General features: G+C 58.8%; 23 protein-coding genes and 1 tRNA gene. 21 read left to right on the top strand and 3 right to left on the bottom strand.

Features of this window, described 5'->3' with window-relative positions:
- Window positions 1-25: 25 nt before the first annotated feature.
- Window positions 26-943 carry a putative 2-dehydropantoate 2-reductase gene (locus tag PST29_RS23295; protein WP_060844443.1) on the bottom strand — a complete coding sequence of 306 codons (918 nt, stop codon included), beginning with the start codon at window positions 941-943 and terminating at the stop codon, window positions 26-28.
- Window positions 944-1,086: 143 nt separating this feature from the next.
- Here PST29_RS23295 and PST29_RS23290 point away from each other — a divergent pair, with 143 nt between their 5' ends.
- Window positions 1,087-1,572 (top strand): YajQ family cyclic di-GMP-binding protein, encoded by a 486-nt coding sequence (locus PST29_RS23290; RefSeq protein WP_011063029.1) that lies wholly within the window; start codon window positions 1,087-1,089, stop codon window positions 1,570-1,572.
- Between the two features lie 138 nt (window positions 1,573-1,710).
- On the top strand, window positions 1,711-2,553 hold the full coding sequence (locus PST29_RS23285) for a mechanosensitive ion channel family protein (protein WP_016963222.1): 843 nt from the start codon (window positions 1,711-1,713) through the stop codon (window positions 2,551-2,553).
- A gap of 272 nt (window positions 2,554-2,825) precedes the next feature.
- Here the strand turns inward: PST29_RS23285 and PST29_RS23280 are convergent, their stop codons facing one another.
- A complete protein-coding gene (locus tag PST29_RS23280; protein WP_060844442.1) occupies window positions 2,826-4,145 on the bottom strand; it encodes an OprD family porin in 1,320 nt (439 codons plus the stop codon).
- Between the two features lie 932 nt (window positions 4,146-5,077).
- Between PST29_RS23280 and PST29_RS23275 the strand changes: the two genes are divergently transcribed.
- On the top strand, window positions 5,078-5,503 hold the full coding sequence (locus PST29_RS23275) for an HIT domain-containing protein (RefSeq protein WP_060840729.1): 426 nt from the start codon (window positions 5,078-5,080) through the stop codon (window positions 5,501-5,503).
- Between the two features lie 3 nt (window positions 5,504-5,506).
- Window positions 5,507-5,713, top strand: a complete 207-nt coding sequence (locus PST29_RS23270) for a SlyX family protein (protein ID WP_060840728.1) — start codon at window positions 5,507-5,509, stop codon at window positions 5,711-5,713.
- Between the two features lie 66 nt (window positions 5,714-5,779).
- Here PST29_RS23270 and PST29_RS32550 read toward each other — a convergent pair whose 3' ends face one another.
- Entirely contained in the window at window positions 5,780-6,385 is a 606-nt protein-coding gene (locus tag PST29_RS32550) for a cold-shock protein (protein WP_060840727.1), read from the bottom strand.
- Between the two features lie 454 nt (window positions 6,386-6,839).
- Here PST29_RS32550 and PST29_RS23260 point away from each other — a divergent pair, with 454 nt between their 5' ends.
- From PST29_RS23260 to PST29_RS23180, 17 genes are all read left to right on the top strand, one after another.
- Complete coding sequence (locus tag PST29_RS23260; protein WP_060840726.1) at window positions 6,840-7,313, top strand: Dps family protein; 474 nt, start codon at window positions 6,840-6,842, stop codon at window positions 7,311-7,313.
- A 187-nt stretch (window positions 7,314-7,500) separates the two neighbouring features.
- Window positions 7,501-7,722, top strand: a complete 222-nt coding sequence (locus tag PST29_RS23255; RefSeq protein WP_010457489.1) for an FmdB family zinc ribbon protein — start codon at window positions 7,501-7,503, stop codon at window positions 7,720-7,722.
- Between the two features lie 95 nt (window positions 7,723-7,817).
- Complete coding sequence (gene aspS / locus PST29_RS23250; RefSeq protein WP_060840725.1) at window positions 7,818-9,593, top strand: aspartate--tRNA ligase; 1,776 nt, start codon at window positions 7,818-7,820, stop codon at window positions 9,591-9,593.
- A gap of 110 nt (window positions 9,594-9,703) precedes the next feature.
- A complete protein-coding gene (locus PST29_RS23245; RefSeq protein WP_060840724.1) occupies window positions 9,704-10,450 on the top strand; it encodes a YebC/PmpR family DNA-binding transcriptional regulator in 747 nt (248 codons plus the stop codon).
- Between the two features lie 129 nt (window positions 10,451-10,579).
- Window positions 10,580-11,104 carry a crossover junction endodeoxyribonuclease RuvC gene (gene ruvC, locus PST29_RS23240; RefSeq protein WP_016963215.1) on the top strand — a complete coding sequence of 175 codons (525 nt, stop codon included), beginning with the start codon at window positions 10,580-10,582 and terminating at the stop codon, window positions 11,102-11,104.
- A gap of 115 nt (window positions 11,105-11,219) precedes the next feature.
- Complete coding sequence (gene ruvA, locus PST29_RS23235) at window positions 11,220-11,828, top strand: Holliday junction branch migration protein RuvA (RefSeq protein WP_060844441.1); 609 nt, start codon at window positions 11,220-11,222, stop codon at window positions 11,826-11,828.
- Window positions 11,829-12,887, top strand: coding sequence for a Holliday junction branch migration DNA helicase RuvB (gene ruvB / locus PST29_RS23230; protein ID WP_060840722.1), 1,059 nt, complete (start codon window positions 11,829-11,831; stop codon window positions 12,885-12,887).
- A gap of 138 nt (window positions 12,888-13,025) precedes the next feature.
- Window positions 13,026-13,493: a tol-pal system-associated acyl-CoA thioesterase gene (gene ybgC, locus PST29_RS23225; RefSeq protein ID WP_060840721.1), complete on the top strand. Its 468-nt coding sequence runs from the start codon at window positions 13,026-13,028 to the stop codon at window positions 13,491-13,493.
- Window positions 13,483-14,178, top strand: coding sequence for a protein TolQ (tolQ, locus tag PST29_RS23220; RefSeq protein WP_016963211.1), 696 nt, complete (start codon window positions 13,483-13,485; stop codon window positions 14,176-14,178). The genes ybgC and tolQ overlap by 11 nt, the downstream gene beginning before the upstream one ends.
- Before the next feature lie 13 nt (window positions 14,179-14,191).
- Window positions 14,192-14,644 carry a protein TolR gene (gene tolR, locus PST29_RS23215; RefSeq protein ID WP_011063015.1) on the top strand — a complete coding sequence of 151 codons (453 nt, stop codon included), beginning with the start codon at window positions 14,192-14,194 and terminating at the stop codon, window positions 14,642-14,644.
- The gene (gene tolA / locus PST29_RS23210; RefSeq protein WP_016963210.1) at window positions 14,644-15,705 is read left to right on the top strand and encodes a cell envelope integrity protein TolA; all 1,062 of its coding nucleotides are present in this window, start codon (window positions 14,644-14,646) and stop codon (window positions 15,703-15,705) included. Before tolR ends, tolA begins: the two co-directional genes overlap by 1 nt.
- Before the next feature lie 17 nt (window positions 15,706-15,722).
- Window positions 15,723-17,003 carry a Tol-Pal system beta propeller repeat protein TolB gene (gene tolB, locus PST29_RS23205; RefSeq protein WP_015636767.1) on the top strand — a complete coding sequence of 427 codons (1,281 nt, stop codon included), beginning with the start codon at window positions 15,723-15,725 and terminating at the stop codon, window positions 17,001-17,003.
- 53 nt (window positions 17,004-17,056) lie between these two features.
- Window positions 17,057-17,554 (top strand): peptidoglycan-associated lipoprotein Pal, encoded by a 498-nt coding sequence (gene pal / locus PST29_RS23200; protein ID WP_003227510.1) that lies wholly within the window; start codon window positions 17,057-17,059, stop codon window positions 17,552-17,554.
- 6 nt (window positions 17,555-17,560) lie between these two features.
- The gene (ybgF, locus tag PST29_RS23195; protein ID WP_060840720.1) at window positions 17,561-18,385 is read left to right on the top strand and encodes a tol-pal system protein YbgF; all 825 of its coding nucleotides are present in this window, start codon (window positions 17,561-17,563) and stop codon (window positions 18,383-18,385) included.
- A gap of 166 nt (window positions 18,386-18,551) precedes the next feature.
- Window positions 18,552-19,199 (top strand): 7-carboxy-7-deazaguanine synthase QueE, encoded by a 648-nt coding sequence (queE, locus tag PST29_RS23190; RefSeq protein WP_016963208.1) that lies wholly within the window; start codon window positions 18,552-18,554, stop codon window positions 19,197-19,199.
- Window position 19,200: 1 nt separating this feature from the next.
- A complete protein-coding gene (gene queC, locus PST29_RS23185) occupies window positions 19,201-19,902 on the top strand; it encodes a 7-cyano-7-deazaguanine synthase QueC (protein ID WP_060840719.1) in 702 nt (233 codons plus the stop codon).
- Between the two features lie 63 nt (window positions 19,903-19,965).
- Window positions 19,966-20,041 (top strand) — tRNA-Lys (locus PST29_RS23180).
- The last annotated feature ends 25 nt before the right edge of the window (window positions 20,042-20,066 follow it).

Here is a 20,066-nt window from a genome sequence, read left to right as displayed (position 1 = left end):
AGCAAGTGGGCAGCGTAGCCGCTGCTCAGGCGCTGGGCAATCCGCGCAGTTGCAGGTGGCTGACCAGGCGTTGCTGCAACTGTTGCAGATGGGGCAGTTGCAAGCGATGACGGGCGGCAGCCTGACAGGCATATCCGAGCAAGTAGCTGATCTCGGTGCGGCGTTGACTGGTCACGTCCTGATGCATGGAGGAGTAGTTGGCGGCGGTGGCCTGGATCACCCGTTCCACTTCCTGTTGCAGGTTTTGCGCGGCTGCCGGTTGTCCGCAGCAGTGCAGCAGCTCGCTCAGTTCAGCGCATAAAGTGGCCACTTCGCACTGGTGTTGCTGCAGGCCTCCGTTGCGGCAGTCGTGCAGCACGGTCAATGGATTGATCGCGCAGTTGAGGGCCAGTTTGCGCCACAGGCGGGTGAGGATCTGGGTGCTCCATTCGTGGGGGATGCCACTGGCGGTCAGGTCGTCGAGCCAGATCGGCGGGGTCGGGTGGCTGCAGTCGCCGAGCCAGGTATAGCCATGGCCGGCGAAGACCACGCGCCAGTCACCGTCGCGAAAGGCCCCTTCGGTGCTGGAGGCGGCGACGCAGCGAGCCTGGGGCACCCGGGCCGCCACTGCGTCCTGGCTGCCAAGACCGTTCTGCAGCAGGATCAGCTCGGCGTCCTGGGTCAGGCGCGGGGCGATGCTGGACACCGCCGCTTCGGCGTCATAGGCCTTGCACGCCAACAACAGACGGCTGATGGGCGTCGTGCTATCGACGGTTTCCCCGGGAATCGCCAGCAGGCTGCTCTGGCCCTGCTCCACCAGGGTCAGGCCGCCCGCCGCTTGATACGCCTGCAAGCGGGCCTGATTGCGCAGGATCAGGCGCACCGGCAAGCCGGCGCGGGCCAGGCGGGTGGCCCACAAAGTGCCGAGGCTGCCGGCGCCGAGAACATGCCAGGTGGTGGACATCAGCTTTTCGCTCTGTTTGGCCGCTCAGGGGAGGGCACGCGGTGAAGGAGGGGAAAGACCCGTTATAATGAGCGCGGATTTTAACCGCAAGCCGGGCGTGTTCGATGTTCTGAACAGCGCCCCTTTTTATTTGGAGAGATTACATGCCGTCGTTTGACGTGGTATCCGAACTGGACAAGCACGAAGTCACCAACGCGGTGGAAAACGCCGTCAAGGAACTGGATCGCCGCTATGACCTCAAGGGCAAGGGCAGCTTCGAGTTCAAGGACAAGGAACTGACCGTCAACCTGACCGCGGAAGCTGAATTCCAGCTGGAAGCGATGATCGAAATTCTCAAGCTGGCTCTGGTCAAGCGCAAGATCGATGTGCAGTGCCTGGAGGTCAAGGACGCTTATGCCTCGGGCAAGGTGATGAAGCAGGAAGCGGTGCTCAAGGAAGGTATCGATAAGGAGCTGGCGAAGAAAATCGTCGCCCATATCAAGGATGCCAAGTTGAAAGTGCAGGCCGCCATTCAGGGCGAGCAGGTACGGGTCACTGGCAAGAAGCGTGATGACCTGCAAGAGGCCATCGCCGCCCTGCGTGCCAAGGAATTCGGCATGCCGCTGCAGTTCAACAACTTCCGCGACTGACCCTCGGTCTCCGGGAACCTCTAGAGCTTTTTGGCGTCCGAGGCCGGAGCAATGGCAGAAACGATTGCGCTCCAGCGGAGCCGGTCGTTCTGCCGGTCAGTCATGCACGCCGCCACCCCGGGGAATCTGGAGAGATAGATGGATTTGAACGCTGAAGTAGACAACCTGGTCCGGGCTTCCCAAGCCTGGATCCCGATGATCATGGAATACGGCAGCCGGGTGCTGCTGGCAGTGATCACCCTGGCCATCGGCTGGTGGCTGATCAACAAGTTGACGCACAAAGTGGGCAAGTTGCTGGCGTTGCGTAATGCCGACCTGGCGTTGCAAGGCTTTATCAGCAGCCTGGCCAACATCATTCTCAAGGTGCTGCTGATTGTCAGCGTGGCCTCGATGATCGGTGTCGAAACGACCTCGTTCGTTGCCGCGATTGGTGCCGCCGGGCTGGCTATCGGTCTGGCCCTGCAAGGCAGCCTGGCGAACTTCGCCGGAGGGGTGTTGATCCTGTTGTTCCGTCCGTTTCGCATTGGCGACTTCATTGAAGCCCAAGGCATCAGCGGTAGCGTGGACAGCATTCAGATTTTTCACACGGTGTTGCGTACTGGTGACAACAAGACGGTGATCGTGCCCAACGGTAACCTGTCCAACGGCATCATTACCAACTACAACCGTCAACCCACTCGCAAGGTGGTATTTGACGTGGGTGTGGATTACGACGCAGATCTGCAGAAGGCCCGTGAAGTGCTGCTGGAGCTGGCGAAAGACGAGCGCGTGCTGGCCGATCCCGCGCCGGTGGCAGTGGTGTCCACCCTGGGTGACAGTGCTATTACCTTGTCTCTGCGGGTTTGGGTCAAGACTGCGGATTACTGGGACGTGATGTTCCAGTTCAACGAGCTGTCGCGCGATCGCTTGAAGGCGGCGGGCATCGATATTCCCTTTCCGCAGCGCGTGATTCGTGTGGTTCAGGAAGCGGCTGTCTCATAAGGTGCTTTCAATACTTGGCCATGTGGTCAACTAATGCTGTTCAAGACAAGGGGCTTTTAGGCCCCTTGTTTGTTTTCAGGGTTCCTTGGCAACTATCAAGTTTCATTCGAAAGCGGGGGCATAACGAGTGCAAGCAACTTCTTTAGTTAGCTTGCTATTTAAGTTTTTCTTCTACGAGTTACTGTTGCCACGCACAAAAAAGCCGCCGACCTGATCCAGGGCGGCGGCTTTTATTTGAGTTGCGCGTTGGCGCAATCAACTGAACATTGAAATTACAAGATGCTCAGTGGGTACTCTACGATCAGACGCAGATCGTTCAGGTTGTCGTAGTTGGTCGCGCGGTAGTCGGCGTTGCTGCCACGGTAGATGGCGTTACGCAGACGGAAGGACAGGTCTTTGGCTGGGCCTTCTTGCAGTACGTACTTGGCCTCTACGTCCCATTCGTGCTCCTTGCCATCGCTGGAGTCGGCAACAGTAACGTTGGTGCCGCGAATGTAACGGGTCATGAAGCTCAGGCCAGGAACGCCGAAGGAAGCCATGTTCAGGTCGTAACGAGCCTGCCAGGATTTTTCATCTTCGCCAACGAAGTCGGAGATCTGCACCGAGTTGGCCACGTAGATAGTGCCGTTACCGTCAACACCGTACTTGTAGCCGGTTTTACCGCTGGATTGCTGGTATGCCACGGTGAACTTGTGGGCGTCGATGCTGTAAGCGGTTGCCAGACTCCATACACGGTTGTCCAGATCGCCTGCCAGTTTCTTCCCGTCATCCTTGCTGCGATAGCCGTTGAAGTCGACGTTCAGCGACTGGTTATTGGCGATCGGGAAGGTGTAGTTCAGGTTGATGTATTGCTTCTTGAAGTAGTCATCAACCTTGGACGCTGCCACGCCGCCTACGAAGTTGTCGGTGAACTTGTAGGTTGCACCTGCGAAGTCGGCAGAGGTCAGGCCTGGGTTTTTCAGGCCGGTGTCGCTGTTACGACCGTTGATGCTGTCGTTGTACTGACCGGTCTGCGAGCGCAGGGCGGTGAAGTGACCCGCATTCAGCTCCAGGCCTTTGATCTCGTTGCTGGTGATCAAGGTACCGGTGGCGACTTCAGGCAGCAGGCGGCTGTCGTCTGTAGTGAATACCGGGCTGGCAACCATTTGGTTACCGTATTTCAGTACGGTATCGGAGATGCGGAACTTGACGGCGCCACCTACAGCGGACGAATCTTTTTCAGGCTCGCCACGGCTGTTGTTGGCTGCCAGACCGTTGCCAGAACGGCCAGCGCCACCGTCCAGCTTGACCACACCCATGGCGAAAGCGTCAACGCCTACGCCTACGGTGCCTTGAGTGAAGCCGGAGCTGTACTGCAGCAGTTCACTCAGGCCAGTGTCTTGGCGATAGCCGCTTTTGTAGGTGCCATCGTCACGTTGGTGGTTACCTGCACCGCTCTTGTAGTCACGGTTCATGTACTCAAGACGGGTTTTCGCAGTCAGGGTGCTATCTTCGATAAAGCCCTTTGCATCGTCCTGGGAGGACGCGATTGCGAACTGCGAGGTGCCTGCTGATACAGCCAGGGCGATCATGCTCCACTTCATCACGCGCATCGTGATTTGCTCCTTTGGTTTTTAGAAGAGTACTGCCGTCCCACCTGTTTTTTTATCTGGGCGGCTCTTTCTTTTTGTGTCGGCGCAAACTTATATCACGCTGACAATGTTGGCGATACTTGCCTATCTATCCTTTCAGCTTCTTTACGAGCCTGTCGCAATTTGCTCGGTCAGTGTCGCAATTTTGCAGCCAGTCTGTATCCGAACCAACAACTTAGGTCGTGTTCTTCGAAGGAACATCACGAGCAATTCAGCTCTCGACGTACACACTCTAAAAAGCACCGCCGGGCAGCCTTGCCACTATTATTATGAGTCTGTGACGAGCCACTTCCGGTGCTCCATCGCAGACGATGTCGGGGGTTAATGCAACAAGCGTGCACAAACCAAAGTTGTCTGGTCTTTTTTCTTCCGGGCGGCGTGCCGACCTGTAAAAACCGCATAAAACAGCCATGTAAAGCGTCTTTTTGTTTGGCTTGACGCAAGGAGCTTACTGGTGCAGGACTGTGCAATAAGTCGCACAGCGCGCCAAAATGTTACCGGTCCACACTGCAAGGTGAGTAGACGGCGGATGCTTGAGGAATTGAGCGTAGACCGTCTGTGCGATTTTGGTGCAAAACTTTTGTAATGCTGTGCAGGGTTCATACAGTCATGTGTGGTTATGGTTGACGACGACGATGGCGTAACGAGTCATGTTCTGGTCAGTTGTGACGCCTCGTGCACAAATGGTGCAATGCATCAGAAAATGTACTGTCGTGGGGCGCTTGGGCTGCATTGAAGCTGGCTCCTTGCCGGCTGATTGGCGGGCGATGTCCCGGGTGAGCGCTTTGCTCATGAAGCCCGTGGCATTCGCAGGTATGCTGCGCGTCTGTCGCCTGGCCAGTGTCACCGATGCTGTGAGCCAGGCTGAAATGAGCTGAGCGGGAGTAAATGCAGTGTTCACTTTAGATTCACGGCTGCAACAAGACACATTGCCCATCGGGGATTTCCCCCTCTGTCGGTTGCTGCTGTCCAATGACGCGAACTATCCCTGGTTCATCCTCGTGCCCCGTCGTGAAGATATCAGCGAGTTGTTTCAACTGGATGTCACCGACCAACTGCAGCTATGGCGGGAAACCACGGCATTGGCTGAAGTGCTCAAGGACTCCTTCGATGCCGATAAGTTGAATGTGGCGACGTTGGGTAACGTGGTGAGTCAGTTGCACATGCACGTGATCGTGCGCAAGCGGGATGACGCCGCTTGGCCGGCGCCAGTGTGGGGCAAGCACCCCGCCAAGCCTTACACCGCGCAGGAAGTTGCGGCGATTCGCAATCGGCTGCGAGTGGTGCTGACCGATGATTTCCATTTTCTGGAGGTTTGAGCCATGAGTCTGGAAGCGCGTGTTACCGATCTGGAAAGCCGTCTGGCGTTTCAGGATGACACCATTCAAGCCTTGAACGATGTGCTGGTATCGCAGCAGAAGGTGTTGGAGCGCCTGCAGCTGCAGATGAACGCCTTGCTCAAGCGCCAGGAGGAAATGGTTGGGCAGTTCGAGTCTTTCGAGGAAGAGGCGCCGCCCCCGCACTATTAAAGGAAGGTCGGCATTCTTGCTGCACAAAAAAAACCGCGCCAGGGCGCGGTTTTTTGTTGGCGTTGATCAGCGGCGTGGCAGTGCAGCGATCACGTCTTCGGCTTGCAGGCCTTTATCGCGATTCATGACCGAGAACTCCACGCGCTGGCCTTCCACCAGTACGCGGTGACCTTCTCCGCGAATGGCGCGAAAGTGCACGAAGATGTCATCGCCGGAGTCGCGGGAAATGAAACCGAAACCCTTGGATGTGTTGAACCACTTCACTGTGCCGGTATCGCGGTTGCTCATGTCGTAGCTGGGAGCTGCGGAGGCCGCGGGCGAGGACTTGTAGAAGCTGATGCCCAGGTGCAGCGCCACGGCGACCAGGGCGGTCAGCAGGCTCACCAGGACTGCCGGTTGACCACCGATCACCGGCATTGGCGCCAGCAAGGTGAGGGTTTGCAGGACCACGACCAGTACCAGCAGAGCGCTGACCAGGTTTTGCAGGTGATGGCGCGAACCTTTGTTCCAGTGCGGGATAACCGGAGCGAGGATCAGGTTGAGCAGGCCGAACAGAGCCAGGTAAATAGCATCGGATTGTTGCAGGTAGGGAACCGCGTCAGATCTAAGACTCGGAATCAAGGACAGCAGCAAAGCTGCAATGCCTGTCAGCAGGTGGACGATTTTCAACATTTTGATTAACTCACGTTAAGAAGGATGCACAAGGAAGAGCTGATCACGCACGGTTCGCTTCTGAATAAATGGGTGAGGCGGTGGTTACGTACGCGGGGTCAGCCTATGCGCGCTGGCCGAAGAAATAGGCATCAGCGACACGGAGTCTATTTAACAGCAAAGCCCCGGCCTTCTCAAATCAGCAGCGGGTGATTGGAAATGCTCCATGTTGCCCTTGGTAATCGGAGCATCGGGCAAAGTCGCGTTCTAGACAGATGGCCGCGGTTTTCCGGGGAACTCCGGTTTTTTCCGCAGGTCAGCCATTGCCTGGAACCCAGTGTTGGCAAGCCATGGCCGGCCCATGGGGCAATCCACCGCGGGCCAATTGCCGATCCGGGTCGGCGGGGGAGCGACACTCTTGCTAGAGTGGTCCGGCAGCTGATTGGGTGAATCCATCCCGTTAACGGAGAGAAACATGACAATTGATATCGGTATCAGCGAAGAAGATCGTAAATCCATCGTCGACGGCCTTTCCCGTCTGCTTTCGGACACCTACGTGTTGTACCTGAAAACCCATAACTTCCATTGGAATGTCACCGGCCCGCAATTTCGCACCCTGCACCTGATGTTCGAAGAGCAGTACAACGAACTGGCCCTGGCGGTTGACCTGATCGCTGAACGCATCCGTGCCTTGGGCTTCCCGGCACCGGGTGCCTACTCCATCTACGCCCGGCTGTCTTCGATCAAGGAAGAGGAGGGCGTGCCGGCCGCGGAAGAAATGATCAAGCAGTTGGTGGCCGGCCAGGAAGCGGTCACCCGCACCGCCCGTGGCATTTTCCCGTTGCTGGACAAGGTCAGCGATGAGCCAACGGCGGATCTGCTGACCCAGCGCATGCAAGTGCATGAGAAAACCGCGTGGATGCTGCGCTCCCTGTTGGAACATCGTTAAGCCGCTCATGGCCGATGACGTCCCGGACGCCATCGGCGCCTTTTGACAGGCTCCGGCATCTATATGGTCATACGGCTGCACAGGGCCGATTTAATGGATATAATCCCGCTCTTTGCTAGGTAGCCCGAGCTTTGGCGTGGGCTCTGGCTGTAGTTCAAGCAGTAATCTGGATTGCCGAGACGCCCCCATGCCCATGTACGATTACCAATGCGCTTCCTGTGGTCATCAGTTGGAAGCCATTCAAAAGATCAGTGCTGCGCCGCTGGTCGACTGCCCTGCCTGCCAGGCACCTGAACTGAAAAAGATGCTGTCCATGCCCGGATTCCGCCTCAGCGGCACCGGCTGGTATGAAACCGACTTCAAGACCGGCTCCAAGAAGAATCTGGCCGGTGGCGACAAAGCTGACTAAGTTGAACGACACGCGCGAGTTCTTGCACTATCCGGCACCTCATGGTGCGCAAGGCCTCCATCGAATTTCGAATTACGAGAAGTGAAACCACTACCATGATGCGCAGCCACTATTGCGGCCAACTGAACGAAAGCCTGGAAGGTCAGGAAGTAACCCTTTGCGGATGGGTCCACCGTCGCCGTGACCACGGCGGGGTGATTTTCCTCGATATCCGTGATCGTGAAGGTCTGGCCCAGGTGGTGTTCGACCCGGACCGCGCTGAAACCTTCGCCACCGCCGATCGCGTGCGCAGCGAATACGTAGTCAAGATCACCGGTAAGGTGCGCCTGCGCCCGGCCGGTGCCGGCAACGCCAACATGGCTTCGGGCATGATCGAAGTTCTGGGCTACGAGCTGGAAGTGCTGAACGAAGCGGAAACCCCGCCGTTCCCGCTCAACGAATACTCCGACGTGGGTGAAGAAACCCGCCTGCGCTATCGCTTCATCGACCTGCGCCGTCCGGAAATGGCCGAAAAGCTGCGCCTGCGTTCGCGCATGACCACCAGCATCCGTCGCTACCTGGACGAAAACGGTTTCCTCGACGTGGAAACCCCGATCCTGACTCGCGCCACTCCGGAAGGCGCCCGCGACTATCTGGTGCCGAGCCGCACCCACGCCGGCAGCTTCTTCGCCTTGCCGCAATCGCCACAGCTGTTCAAGCAGCTGCTGATGGTGGCCGGCTTCGACCGCTACTACCAGATCGCCAAGTGCTTCCGTGACGAAGACCTGCGTGCCGACCGTCAGCCTGAGTTCACTCAGATCGACATCGAGACCAGCTTCCTCGACGAAAAAGACATCATGGGCCTGACCGAAGGCATGATCCGCAACCTGTTCAAGGAAGTGCTGGGTCTGGAGTTCGGCGAATTCCCGCACATGACCTTTGAAGAAGCCATGCGTCGCTACGGTTCCGACAAGCCGGACCTGCGCAACCCGCTGGAACTGGTGGACGTTGCCGACCAGCTCAAGGAAGTGGAATTCAAGGTGTTCAGCGGCCCGGCCAACGATCCGAAATGCCGTATTGCCGCCCTGCGCGTTCCTGGCGGAGCGAGCATGCCGCGCAAGCAGATCGACGATTACACCAAGTTTGTCGGCATCTACGGTGCCAAGGGCCTGGCGTACATCAAGGTCAACGAGCGCGCCAAGGGCGTTGAAGGCCTGCAGTCGCCGATCGTCAAGAACATTCCGGAAGCCAACCTGAACGTGATCCTCGATCGCGTGGGTGCGGTCGACGGCGACATCGTGTTCTTCGGTGCCGACAAGGCCAAGATCGTCAGCGAAGCCCTGGGCGCCCTGCGCATCAAGCTCGGTCACGACCTGAACCTGCTGACCTGCGAATGGGCACCGATGTGGGTGGTCGACTTCCCGATGTTCGAAGAGAACGACGACGGCAGCTTCACCGCCTTGCACCACCCGTTCACCGCGCCGAAGTGCTCGCCTGAAGAGCTGGAAGCCAACCCGGCTACCGCTCTGTCGCGCGCCTACGACATGGTCCTGAACGGCACCGAGCTGGGTGGCGGTTCGATCCGTATCCACCGCAAGGAAATGCAGCAAGCGGTATTCCGCCTGTTGGGCATCAGCGAAGCGGAACAGGAAGAGAAGTTCGGCTTCCTGCTGGACGCCCTCAAGTACGGCGCACCGCCGCACGGTGGCCTGGCCTTCGGTCTGGACCGTCTGGTGATGTTGATGACCGGCGCCCAGTCGATCCGTGAAGTGATCGCCTTCCCGAAAACCCAGAGCGCGGCCTGCGTCATGACTCAGGCACCGGGTCTGGTGGATGCCAAGGCTCTGCGTGAGCTGCACATCCGCCTGCGCGAACAGCCCAAGGCTGAATAAGCCGGCCCGATAAGGCGCACCTTCGGGTGCGCTTTTTCTATGGGTCGAGTTTTGTTGCCCCGCCCGCCAAGCGGCGTGGGCAATGTTTCAAAGAGAATTTGGAGCAAGTTATGGCAGGTCATTCCAAGTGGGCGAACATCAAGCACCGCAAAGAGCGTCAGGATGCCAAGAGAGGCAAGATCTTCACCAAGTGGATTCGTGAACTGACCGTTGCGGCCCGTCAGGGCGGTGGCGAGCCAGGTTCCAACCCACGTTTGCGCTTGGCCCTGGACAAGGCCCTGGGCGCCAACATGAGCCGCGACATCATTGATCGTGCCATCGCCCGTGGCACCGGCGCTGCCGGCAGCGACGACGTGGTCGAGCTGACCTATGAAGGCTATGGCCCCAATGGCGTGGCGGTGATGGTCGAATGCATGACCGACAACCGCAATCGCACCGCGGCTGCGGTTCGTCACGCGTTCAGCAAGTGCGGCGGCAACCTGGGGACCGACGGATCGGTGGCCTATCTGTTCGAACGCAAGGGCCAGATCACTTTCGCCGAAGGTGTCGATGAAGATGCGCTGATCGAGGCGGCGATGGAGGCCGATGCCGACGATGTGGTGAGCAACGAAGACGGTTCCGTCGACGTGTTCACGTCGTTTGCTGGTTTCTACGGTGTGCGCAATGCCCTGGAAGCGGCTGGCTTCACCGCTGCGGACGCAGAAATCGTCATGCTGCCCACTACCAGTGCCGAACTGGATCTGGAGGGGGCGGAGAAGGTCCTCAAGCTGATCGACATGCTGGAAGACCTGGACGATGTGCAGAACGTCTATTCCAACGCGGATATCCCGCAGTCGGTGGCCGAGCAGCTCGGCTGATCCACTTGCACTACCCTTGAAGCCGGACGTGCCACGTCGCGATGAATGCGCGGCAGGGCGCTTCCGGCTTCTGCCTTTTTGCGTTTCCGGTCCTGGCCGGCCGGTCTTCTTACTCAAGCAGCAGGCTTTATGACTCTTATTCTTGGCATCGACCCCGGCTCACGCATTACCGGTTATGGCGTGGTTCGAGACACCGGGCGTGGCTGCGTGTACGTGGCGTCCGGTTGTATTCGCACCGGAGCCGGCGAGTTGCCCGAGCGCTTGCAGATTGTCTATCGCGGTGTGCGTGAGGTGATTCAGACCTACGGTCCGGTGACCATGGGCATCGAGAAGGTGTTCATGGCACGCAATGCCGATTCGGCACTCAAGCTCGGGCAGGCCCGTGGGGCGGCGATTGTCGCCGGGGCCGAAGAAGGCCTGGAGATCGCCGAGTACACGGCGACCCAGGTCAAGCAGGCCGTGGCCGGGACCGGCGGTGCCAACAAGGAACAGGTGCAGATGATGGTCATGCACCTGCTCAAGCTCACCACCAAGCCGCAGATCGATGCCTCGGATGCCCTGGCCATCGCCATCTGTCACGCCCATACCCGCTCAAGTCTGTTGCCCCATGGTCTGGGAACGGCACGCAGTCGTGGCGGGCGCCTGCGTCTCTGATAGCATCAGCGCAGTCATTTTAGGAGTGGAGCACTGTGCGCCTGGGTAGTTCGGCGCCGGCGCTCGCTCAACGAGTCGCCAGCTGCGAGCTGGCCATCGCCTAAGGATCTGAAACGTGATTGGACGCTTGCGCGGCACCCTGGCTGAGAAACAGCCGCCGCACCTGATTCTTGATGTAAACGGGCTGGGCTACGAAGTCGAAGTGCCCATGACCACCTTGTACAGGCTGCCGTCGGTCGGTGAGCCTCTGACCTTGCACATCCATTTGGTCGTGCGCGAGGACGCGCAGTTACTCTACGGTTTCGCCAGCAAGCGCGAGCGAGACTTTTTTCGCGAGTTGATCCGTCTCAATGGTGTGGGTCCCAAGCTGGCCCTGGCGCTGATGTCCAGCCTCGAAGTGGATGAGCTGGTGCGTTGCGTGCAGGCCCAGGACACCTCGGCCCTGACCAAGGTGCCCGGGGTTGGCAAGAAGACCGCCGAACGCCTGCTGGTGGAACTCAAGGACCGCTTCAAGGCCTGGGAAGCCGTACCGAGCATGTTTGCCCTGGTGCCGAACCAGCCGGATGCACCGGTGCCGGTGGCCAGCGCCGAGTCGGATGCGGTCAGCGCGCTGATCTCCCTGGGCTACAAGCCGCAGGAAGCCAGCAAGGCAGTATCCGCGATCAAAGACAAAGGCTTGAGCAGTGAAGACATGATCCGCCGAGCCCTGAAGGGAATGATTTAAGTGATTGAAGCTGACCGTCTGATCGCCGCCACGGGCCCCCGTGAGCGCGAGGAAATCCAGGACCGGGCGATTCGTCCGGTCAGCCTGGCCGACTATATCGGCCAGCCCAGCGTGCGCGAGCAGATGGAGCTGTTCATCCAGGCCGCCCGCGGGCGCAACGAGTCCCTGGATCACACCCTGATCTTCGGCCCTCCCGGGCTGGGCAAAACCACCCTGGCCAACATCATCGCCGAGGAAATGGGCGTCTCGATCAAGAGCACCTCCGGGCCGGTGCTGGAGCGCCCCGGCGATCTGGCGGCGCTGCTGACCAACCTTGAACCTCACGACGTGCTGTTCATCGACGAGATTCACCGCTTGTCGCCGATTGTCGAAGAAGTGCTGTACCCGGCCATGGAGGACTTCCAGCTCGACATCATGATCGGCGAAGGTCCGGCGGCGCGCTCGATCAAGCTTGATCTGCCGCCGTTTACCCTGGTGGGTGCCACCACGCGCGCGGGGATGCTGACCAACCCACTGCGGGACCGCTTCGGCATCGTCCAGCGCCTGGAGTTCTACAGCACGGCGGACCTGGCGACCATTGTCAGCCGATCCGCCGGGATCCTCGGTTTGCCACTGGATCCGGAAGGCGCCTTCGAAGTGGCGCGGCGGGCCCGTGGCACTCCGCGGATCGCCAACCGCTTGCTGCGCCGGGTGCGGGATTTCGCCGAAGTCCGGGCCAAGGGGCATATCACCAAGCCGATCGCCGACCTGGCGCTGAACCTGCTGGATGTCGATGAGCGTGGCTTCGACCACCAGGACCGGCGTCTGTTGCTGACCATGATCGAGAAGTTCGACGGTGGTCCGGTGGGGGTCGACAGCCTGGCGGCGGCGATCAGCGAAGAGCGTCACACCATTGAGGACGTGCTGGAGCCGTACCTGATCCAGCAGGGCTACATCATGCGCACTCCCCGAGGTCGTGTGGTGACCCGGCATGCGTATCTGCACTTCGGTCTAAACATTCCGTCACGATTGGGGGATATGCCTGTGGTAGACGAATTCCTCGATGCTGTGGACGATTAATCACCCGCTGCTTGTCGATTTATTCGGGGTTTGTGCTGTCCTAGGGACTGGCATTGCCCAAACTGCATGAAAAGTCGTTCAAGAATGAAAAAACAGTTGCCTGGCCGGATTGGCAACCTGAGGAGTAAGCACTAGAGTATGCGCGCGCAAAACGGGCTTGAGCCGTTCGCACATCGTTGTCGCGTTTATTACGAGGACACCGATGCCGGCGGCATCGTGTATTACGTTAATTACCTTAAGTTTATGGAGCGGGCTCGAACCGAGCGGCTACGACACCTGGGCTTTGCCCAATCGCAGCTGGCAGGGGAGAACCTGTTATTCGTCGTGCATTCCAGCGAAGCGCGTTATCACGCGCCGGCGCGACTGGACGACGAGCTTCTGGTCAGTGCCCATGTCACCGAATTGAACCGGGTCAGCCTGCGCTTCACTCAGCAGGTCAGGCGAGCCGCGGATAATGCGCTGCTCTGTGAGGGGCAGTTCCTGGTGGCCTGTGTGCGCGCCGACACTTTCAAACCCCGCGCCATTCCAGACGCTCTGCGTACGGCCTTTGTCGACGAGAGCAGCGCGGGTACACACTCAGAGCAGGAGATAAAGCGTGGAAGCTAACGTCGTCGACCATTCCTCCATGTGGAGCCTGGTCAGCAATGCCAGCGTTGTAGTGCAGTTGGTAATGCTGACCCTGGTTGCCGCATCGGTGACTTCATGGATCATGATCTTTCAGCGCAGCAACCTGCTGCGCGCCGGTCGACGTGCCCTGGAGAGCTTCGAAGAGCGCTTCTGGTCCGGTATCGACCTGTCCAAACTCTACCGTCAGGCAGGCAGCAATCCGGACCCGGATTCCGGGGTCGAGCAGATTTTTCGTGCCGGCTTCAAGGAGTTCTCCCGTCTGCGTCAACAACCGGGCGTTGATCCAGAAGCCGTGATGGAAGGCGTGTCCCGCGCCATGCGCGTTGCCATTTCCCGTGAGGAAGAGAAGCTCGAACAGAGCCTGCCGTTCCTTGCCACCGTCGGTTCGGTCAGCCCGTACATCGGTCTGTTCGGTACCGTGTGGGGGATCATGAACTCCTTCCGCGGCCTGGCCCAGGCCCAGCAAGCGACCCTGGCCACTGTGGCCCCGGGTATCGCCGAAGCCCTGATCGCCACGGCCATCGGTCTGTTTGCGGCCATTCCGGCGGTGATCGCCTACAACCGCTTCGCCGCTCGTGGCGAGACGCTGATCAGCCGTTACTACACCTTCGCCGACGAGTTCCAGGCGATCCTGCACCGTAAAGTGCACACCAGCGAAGAGTGAGCAGGTAAACCCAATGGCCCGAGTTCGCCACAAACGCAAGCCGGTTGCCGAGATGAACGTGGTGCCCTACATCGACGTGATGTTGGTACTGCTGGTTATCTTCATGGTGACCGCGCCGATGCTCAACCAGGGCGTGAAAGTTGATCTGCCCAAGGTTTCCAGCGAAGCCTTGCCCCAGGACAACAACACCCAGGTACTGACCATTTCGATCAAGGCTGACAAGACCTACTACTGGAACCTTGGCAGTGAAGTCGACACCGAAAAGCAACAGGACAAGGCGATGACCTTGCCGCAGATGACCGACGCGGTGACCAAGATCATCCGTGCCGGCAACGAAGGCGGCAAACACACTCAGGTGTTCATTCGCGGTGATAAATCCGTCGACTACGGCGCCGTGATGGGTGCCATGGGCGGCCTGCAGAAAGCCGGAGTCGGTAACGTTGGCTTGATTACCGAGGCGCCCTGATGCACCAACAGCGAGAGCCGTCCGCCTCGGAAAGCTACTTCTGGCCTAGTGTCTGGGCGATCGCCCTGCACGTGCTGGTGTTTGGCATGCTGTTCGTCAGCTTCGCCATGACCCCGGAATTGCCTCCGGCCAAGCCGATCGTCCAGGCGACCCTGTATCAGCTGAAATCCAAGAGTCCGGCAACCACCCAGACCAATCACAAGATTGCGGGTGAGGCGAAGAAATCCGCCGCGCGTCAGACCGAAGCCGAGCAGCTGGAGCAGAAGAAGGTCGAGCAGGAAGAGATCAAGGCTGCGGAACAAAAGAAAGAAGAGGCAGCTCAAAAGGCCGCGGAAGCGAAAAAGGCCGATGAAGCCAAGAAAGCTGACGAGGCTAAGAAGGCTGATGAAGCCAAGAAAGCTGCCGAAGCCAAGAAGGCTGAAGAGAAGCAATTGGCTGATGTAGCCAAGAAGAAAGCCGAAGAAGAAGCCAAGAAAGCCGCTGAAGAAGAGGCCAAGAAAAAGGCCGCTGAAGAAGCCAAGAAAAAGATCGTCGAAGACGCGAAGAAGAAAGCCGCGGAAGACGCGAAGAAGAAAGCTGAAGCTGAAGAGGCGAAGAAAAAGATCGCCGAAGACGCGAAGAAGAAAGCTGCTGCCGACGCCGCGAAGAAAAAGGCCCAGGAAGCAGCGCGTAAATCTGCCGAAGAGAAGAAGGCTCAGGCCCTGGCGGACTTGCTGTCCGACAAGCCGGAGCGTGAAGCCACTAAGTCGGATGAGGTCGGTGACAGTGTCGCGGGCAGTTTCGATGACCTGATTCGTATCCGTGCAGCGGAAGGCTGGGCTCGTCCTCCTTCGGCACGCAAGGGCATGACAGTGGAGCTGCGGATCGGCATGTTGCCCGATGGCACGGTGACCACGGTTAGCGTGATCAAGTCCAGTGGTGATGGTCCGTTCGATGCCTCGGCGGTAGCGGCAGTCAAGAATATTGGGCGTTTGACAGAAATGCAGGGGTTGAGTCCGAAGGATTTTGCTCCCTATCGTTCATTCAAGATGACATTCACACCTGAGGATCTAGCCTTGTGAGAAACCTTCTTCGAGGAATGCTTGTCGTTATTTGCTGTATGGCAGGGATAGCGGCAGCGGATGAAAAAAACATTCTGGTTACCAGTGGCAGTGACCGGGCAACTCCCATCGCCGTAGTGCCGTTCGGTTGGCAAGGCGGCAGCGTGCTGCCGGACGACATGGCGCAGATCATCGGTGACGACCTGCGCAACTCGGGGTACTACGCACCTATCCCCAAGCAGAACATGATCAGCCTGCCGACTCAGGCCAGTGAAGTCATTTTCCGCGACTGGAAAGCCCTGGGCGCCCAGTACGTGATGGTGGGCAGCATTGTTCCGGCGGGCGGGCGCCTGCAGGTGCAATACGCGCTGTTCAACGTCGCCACCGAGCAGCAAGTGCTGACCGGCAGCGTGTCGGGCAGCGTCGATCAGCTGCGGGATATGTCGCACTACATTTCCGATCAGTCCTTTGAAAAACTGACCGGTATCAAGGGCGCGTTCTCGACTCGCCTGCTGTACGTGACGGCTGAGCGCTTCTCGGTGAACAACACCCGCTACACCCTGCAGCGTTCGGACTACGACGGTGCTCGGGCGGTTACCCTGCTGCAGTCCCGTGAGCCGATCCTGTCGCCGCGCTTTGCACCCGATGGCAAGCGCATTGCGTATGTGTCGTTCGAACAGAAGCGTCCGCGGATCTTCGTTCAGCACATCGACACTGGCCGTCGTGAGCAGATCACCAACTTCGAGGGCTTGAACGGCGCTCCTGCCTGGTCGCCGGATGGCACCCGCCTGGCATTCGTGCTGTCCAAGGATGGCAACCCGGATATCTATGTGATGAACATGGCGTCCCGCCAGATCAGTCGTGTCACCAGTGGCCCGGGCATCAATACCGAGCCGTTCTGGGGCAAGGATGGTTCCACCATCTATTTCACCTCCGACCGTGGCGGCAAGCCGCAGGTCTATAAAAGCAACATCAATGGTGGTGGCGCCGAGCGTGTGACCTTTATTGGTAACTACAACGCCAACCCAAAACTTTCTGCTGACGAAAAGACCCTGGTAATGATTCACCGCCAGGATGGTTTCACCAACTTCCGGGTGGCGGCTCAGGATTTGCAGCGCGGTAGCGTAAAAATCCTTACAGACACCAACCTTGATGAGTCAGCTACTGTTGCGCCCAACGGCACCATGGTAATCTACGCCACCCGCCAGCAGGGCCGGGGAGTCTTGATGCTCGTGTCCATTAATGGACGTGTGAGGCTCCCGCTTCCTACCGCTCAAGGCGAAGTCAGAGAACCGTCCTGGTCCCCTTACCTGAACTGACGCGGCGCTACAATGTTTCACTTAACACACTGGGGTTCATTAGGAGTTTCACGATGGAAATGTTGAAGTTTGGTAAGTTTGCTGCGCTGGCTCTGGCCATGGCTGTAGCTGTAGGTTGCTCCTCCAAAGGTGGCGACAACGCCGGCGAAGGCGCTGTTGATCCAAACGCTGGTTACGGCGCTAACACTGGTGCTGTTGATGGCTCCCTGAGCGAAGAAGCTGCTCTGCGCGCAATCACCACCTTCTACTTCGAATACGACAGCTCGGACCTGAAGCCAGAAGCCATGCGCGCTCTGGACGTTCACGCCAAGGACCTGAAAGCAAACGGCGCTCGCGTTGTTCTGGAAGGCAACACCGACGAACGTGGTACTCGTGAGTACAACATGGCACTGGGCGAGCGTCGTGCGAAAGCCGTTCAGCGCTACCTGGTTCTGCAGGGCGTTTCCCCAGCTCAGCTGGAGCTGGTTTCCTACGGTAAAGAGCGTCCAGTTGCCACTGGCCACGACGAGCAGTCCTGGGCTCAAAACCGTCGCGTCGAACTGCGTAAGTAATTCGTCATGCGAACGTGCCGTCGTGCTGTAACTATTTTGGCTCTCAGTCTCACGCCGCTAGCGGCGTGGTCTGCGGTTCCTGTGGTCGATAACAACTCCGGCTATAACAATAGCGGGAGCAGTTATCCGCCAGCGGGTTATGGCACGAACGGCGCCTATGCCGGGGGAGGGGTTTCGACCCCTGTCTCGGCACAGGGCGAGCTGTTCCAGCAACTGCAGCAAATGCAGGAGCAGATCGCACGGCAACAAGGTGTGATCGAAGTTCTGCAAAATGATGTAGCGCGCATGAAGCAAGAGAGCCTGGAGCGTTACCAGGATCTTGATCGGCGCATAGGAAGCGGTGTTGCACCTGCCGCGTCTCCTGAGAATTCTTCAGCCGGTGGCGATAGCAGTGCCGCCGGTGCCGCAGCCGGAGCTGCTGCTCCAGCACCCGCGGCCAGTAGCGAACCGGGTGATCCGGCCAAGGAAAAGCTCTACTACGATGCTGCCTTCGACCTGATCAAGGCCAAGGACTTCGACAAGGCCAGCCAGGCCTTCTCGGCTTTCCTGCGCAAGTACCCCAACAGCCAGTACGCCGGCAATGCCCAGTACTGGTTGGGAGAAGTGAACCTCGCCAAGGGCGATCTGCAAGGTGCAGGTCAGGCGTTCGCCAAGGTTTCCCAGCTGTACCCCAAGCATGCCAAGGTGCCGGACTCGCTGTACAAGCTGGCTGACGTAGAGCGTCGCCTGGGTCATACCGACCGGGTCAAAGGCATTCTGCAGCAGGTGGTGGCCCAGTATCCGGGCACTTCCGCCGCTCAGTTGGCACAACGGGATCTGCAACGCATGTAAGCGTGTTGGCAGCCGTTACAAGAAACCCGCGCTTGTCGCGGGTTTTTTCGTTAGAATTCACCCCCTTTTTTTGAAACACGCTTCCTGGGATCTGCGCGATGGCGGGGTTCCTTGAAGTGCCTGACGGAGGCGGACAGCCTGTTTAGCTGTTACGCCCGTGGCGACTATGCAAGACACATTGAGAATTACCGAAGTTTTCTACTCGTTGCAGGGGGAAACTCGGACTGCCGGGCTGCCCACGGTTTTCGTGCGCCTGACCGGATGTCCGTTGCGTTGCCAATACTGCGACAGCGCCTATGCCTTCAGCGGCGGCACCCAGCGTACCCTCGACAGCCTGCTGGAGCAGGTTGCCGGTTTCCGTCCGCGTTATGTCTGTGTCACCGGCGGCGAGCCGTTGGCGCAACCTAATGCCATTCCCTTGCTCAAGCAGCTGTGCGATGCCGGCTATGAAGTCTCCCTGGAGACCAGTGGCGCGCTGGATATTTCCGAGGTGGATCAGCGCGTCAGCCGGGTCCTTGACCTCAAGACTCCAGGCTCCAAGGAAGCTCATCGCAATCGCTACGAGAACATCGAGCTGCTGACGGCCAACGACCAGGTCAAGTTTGTCATCTGTTCCCGTGAGGACTACGACTGGGCAGTGTCCAAACTGATCCAGTACGGTCTTGAGCGACGTGCCGGCGAAGTACTGTTCTCTCCCAGCCACCATGATCTCAGCGCACGGGATCTGGCCGACTGGATCGTGGCGGACAACCTGCCGGTGCGACTGCAACTGCAGCTGCATAAATACCTTTGGAATGATGAGCCGGGGCGCTGAAATGACTGAGCAAGCACAGAATCAATCGTCGACCGAGAAACGTGCAGTGATCCTGCTTTCCGGTGGACTGGACTCGGCCACGGTAGTGGCCATGGCCCGCGCCGAAGGCTACCGCTGCTACACCATGAGCTTCGATTATGGCCAGCGCCATCGGGCCGAACTGCACGCTGCCGAGCGTGTGGCGCGGGACCTGGGCGTGGTGGAGCACAAGGTGATCGGCCTGAATCTCAATGGCATTGGCGGATCGGCCCTGACCGACAGTTCCATTGATGTGCCCGAGGCACCCGGTGAGGGGATTCCGGTGACTTATGTGCCGGCACGCAACACCGTGTTTCTGTCCCTGGCTCTGGGCTGGGCGGAAGTTCTGCAAGCGCGGGATATCTTCATCGGCGTCAATGCGGTGGATTATTCCGGATATCCAGATTGCCGCCCCGAGTTCGTCGAAGCCTTCGAGCGCATGGCCAACCTGGCCACCAAGGCCGGTGTCGAAGGGCAGGGCTTCCGGATCCAGGCGCCCCTACAGAACCTCAGCAAGGCCGAAATCATCAAGGCCGGTGTTGGTTTGGGAGTCGATTATGGCCTGACGGTTTCCTGCTATCAGGCGGACGACAACGGCCGTGCATGTGGCAAATGCGACAGCTGCCGTCTGCGTGCAGAAGGTTTCGACGCAGCCGGTGTCAGCGATCCAACGGTTTATTTTTGATTTTTTTCATTTAGGGTGTTGAATTGCCGTTAGAAATCAGTATTATACGCGCCACCACACAGCGGGTCGTTAGCTCAGTTGGTAGAGCAGTTGGCTTTTAACCAATTGGTCGTAGGTTCGAATCCCACACGACCCACCATATTTTGGCGGTTTAGAAAATCCGG

It is taken from the genome of Pseudomonas sp. St29, assembly GCF_001547915.1.
Classification (GTDB): domain Bacteria; phylum Pseudomonadota; class Gammaproteobacteria; order Pseudomonadales; family Pseudomonadaceae; genus Aquipseudomonas.
This window is presented reverse-complemented; position numbering and strand designations above follow the sequence as displayed.

Excerpts from the sequence above, each read along its gene's own strand:
- PST29_RS23280 (WP_060844442.1), bottom strand. The coding sequence starts at position 4,145 with ATGCGCGTGATGAAGTGGAGCATGATCGCCCTGGCTGTATCAGCAGGC.
- tolB (WP_015636767.1), top strand. The coding sequence starts at position 15,723 with ATGCTTGTCGTTATTTGCTGTATGGCAGGGATAGCGGCAGCGGATGAA.
- PST29_RS23255 (WP_010457489.1), top strand. The coding sequence starts at position 7,501 with ATGCCCATGTACGATTACCAATGCGCTTCCTGTGGTCATCAGTTGGAA.
- ruvC (WP_016963215.1), top strand. The coding sequence starts at position 10,580 with ATGACTCTTATTCTTGGCATCGACCCCGGCTCACGCATTACCGGTTAT.
- aspS (WP_060840725.1), top strand. The coding sequence starts at position 7,818 with ATGATGCGCAGCCACTATTGCGGCCAACTGAACGAAAGCCTGGAAGGT.
- pal (WP_003227510.1), top strand. The coding sequence starts at position 17,057 with ATGGAAATGTTGAAGTTTGGTAAGTTTGCTGCGCTGGCTCTGGCCATG.
- queE (WP_016963208.1), top strand. The coding sequence starts at position 18,552 with ATGCAAGACACATTGAGAATTACCGAAGTTTTCTACTCGTTGCAGGGG.
- ybgF (WP_060840720.1), top strand. The coding sequence starts at position 17,561 with ATGCGAACGTGCCGTCGTGCTGTAACTATTTTGGCTCTCAGTCTCACG.
- queC (WP_060840719.1), top strand. The coding sequence starts at position 19,201 with ATGACTGAGCAAGCACAGAATCAATCGTCGACCGAGAAACGTGCAGTG.
- tolR (WP_011063015.1), top strand. The coding sequence starts at position 14,192 with ATGGCCCGAGTTCGCCACAAACGCAAGCCGGTTGCCGAGATGAACGTG.
- PST29_RS23270 (WP_060840728.1), top strand. The coding sequence starts at position 5,507 with ATGAGTCTGGAAGCGCGTGTTACCGATCTGGAAAGCCGTCTGGCGTTT.
- PST29_RS23285 (WP_016963222.1), top strand. The coding sequence starts at position 1,711 with ATGGATTTGAACGCTGAAGTAGACAACCTGGTCCGGGCTTCCCAAGCC.
- ybgC (WP_060840721.1), top strand. The coding sequence starts at position 13,026 with ATGCGCGCGCAAAACGGGCTTGAGCCGTTCGCACATCGTTGTCGCGTT.
- tolA (WP_016963210.1), top strand. The coding sequence starts at position 14,644 with ATGCACCAACAGCGAGAGCCGTCCGCCTCGGAAAGCTACTTCTGGCCT.
- PST29_RS23245 (WP_060840724.1), top strand. The coding sequence starts at position 9,704 with ATGGCAGGTCATTCCAAGTGGGCGAACATCAAGCACCGCAAAGAGCGT.
- PST29_RS23260 (WP_060840726.1), top strand. The coding sequence starts at position 6,840 with ATGACAATTGATATCGGTATCAGCGAAGAAGATCGTAAATCCATCGTC.
- PST29_RS23290 (WP_011063029.1), top strand. The coding sequence starts at position 1,087 with ATGCCGTCGTTTGACGTGGTATCCGAACTGGACAAGCACGAAGTCACC.
- PST29_RS32550 (WP_060840727.1), bottom strand. The coding sequence starts at position 6,385 with ATGTTGAAAATCGTCCACCTGCTGACAGGCATTGCAGCTTTGCTGCTG.
- PST29_RS23295 (WP_060844443.1), bottom strand. The coding sequence starts at position 943 with ATGTCCACCACCTGGCATGTTCTCGGCGCCGGCAGCCTCGGCACTTTG.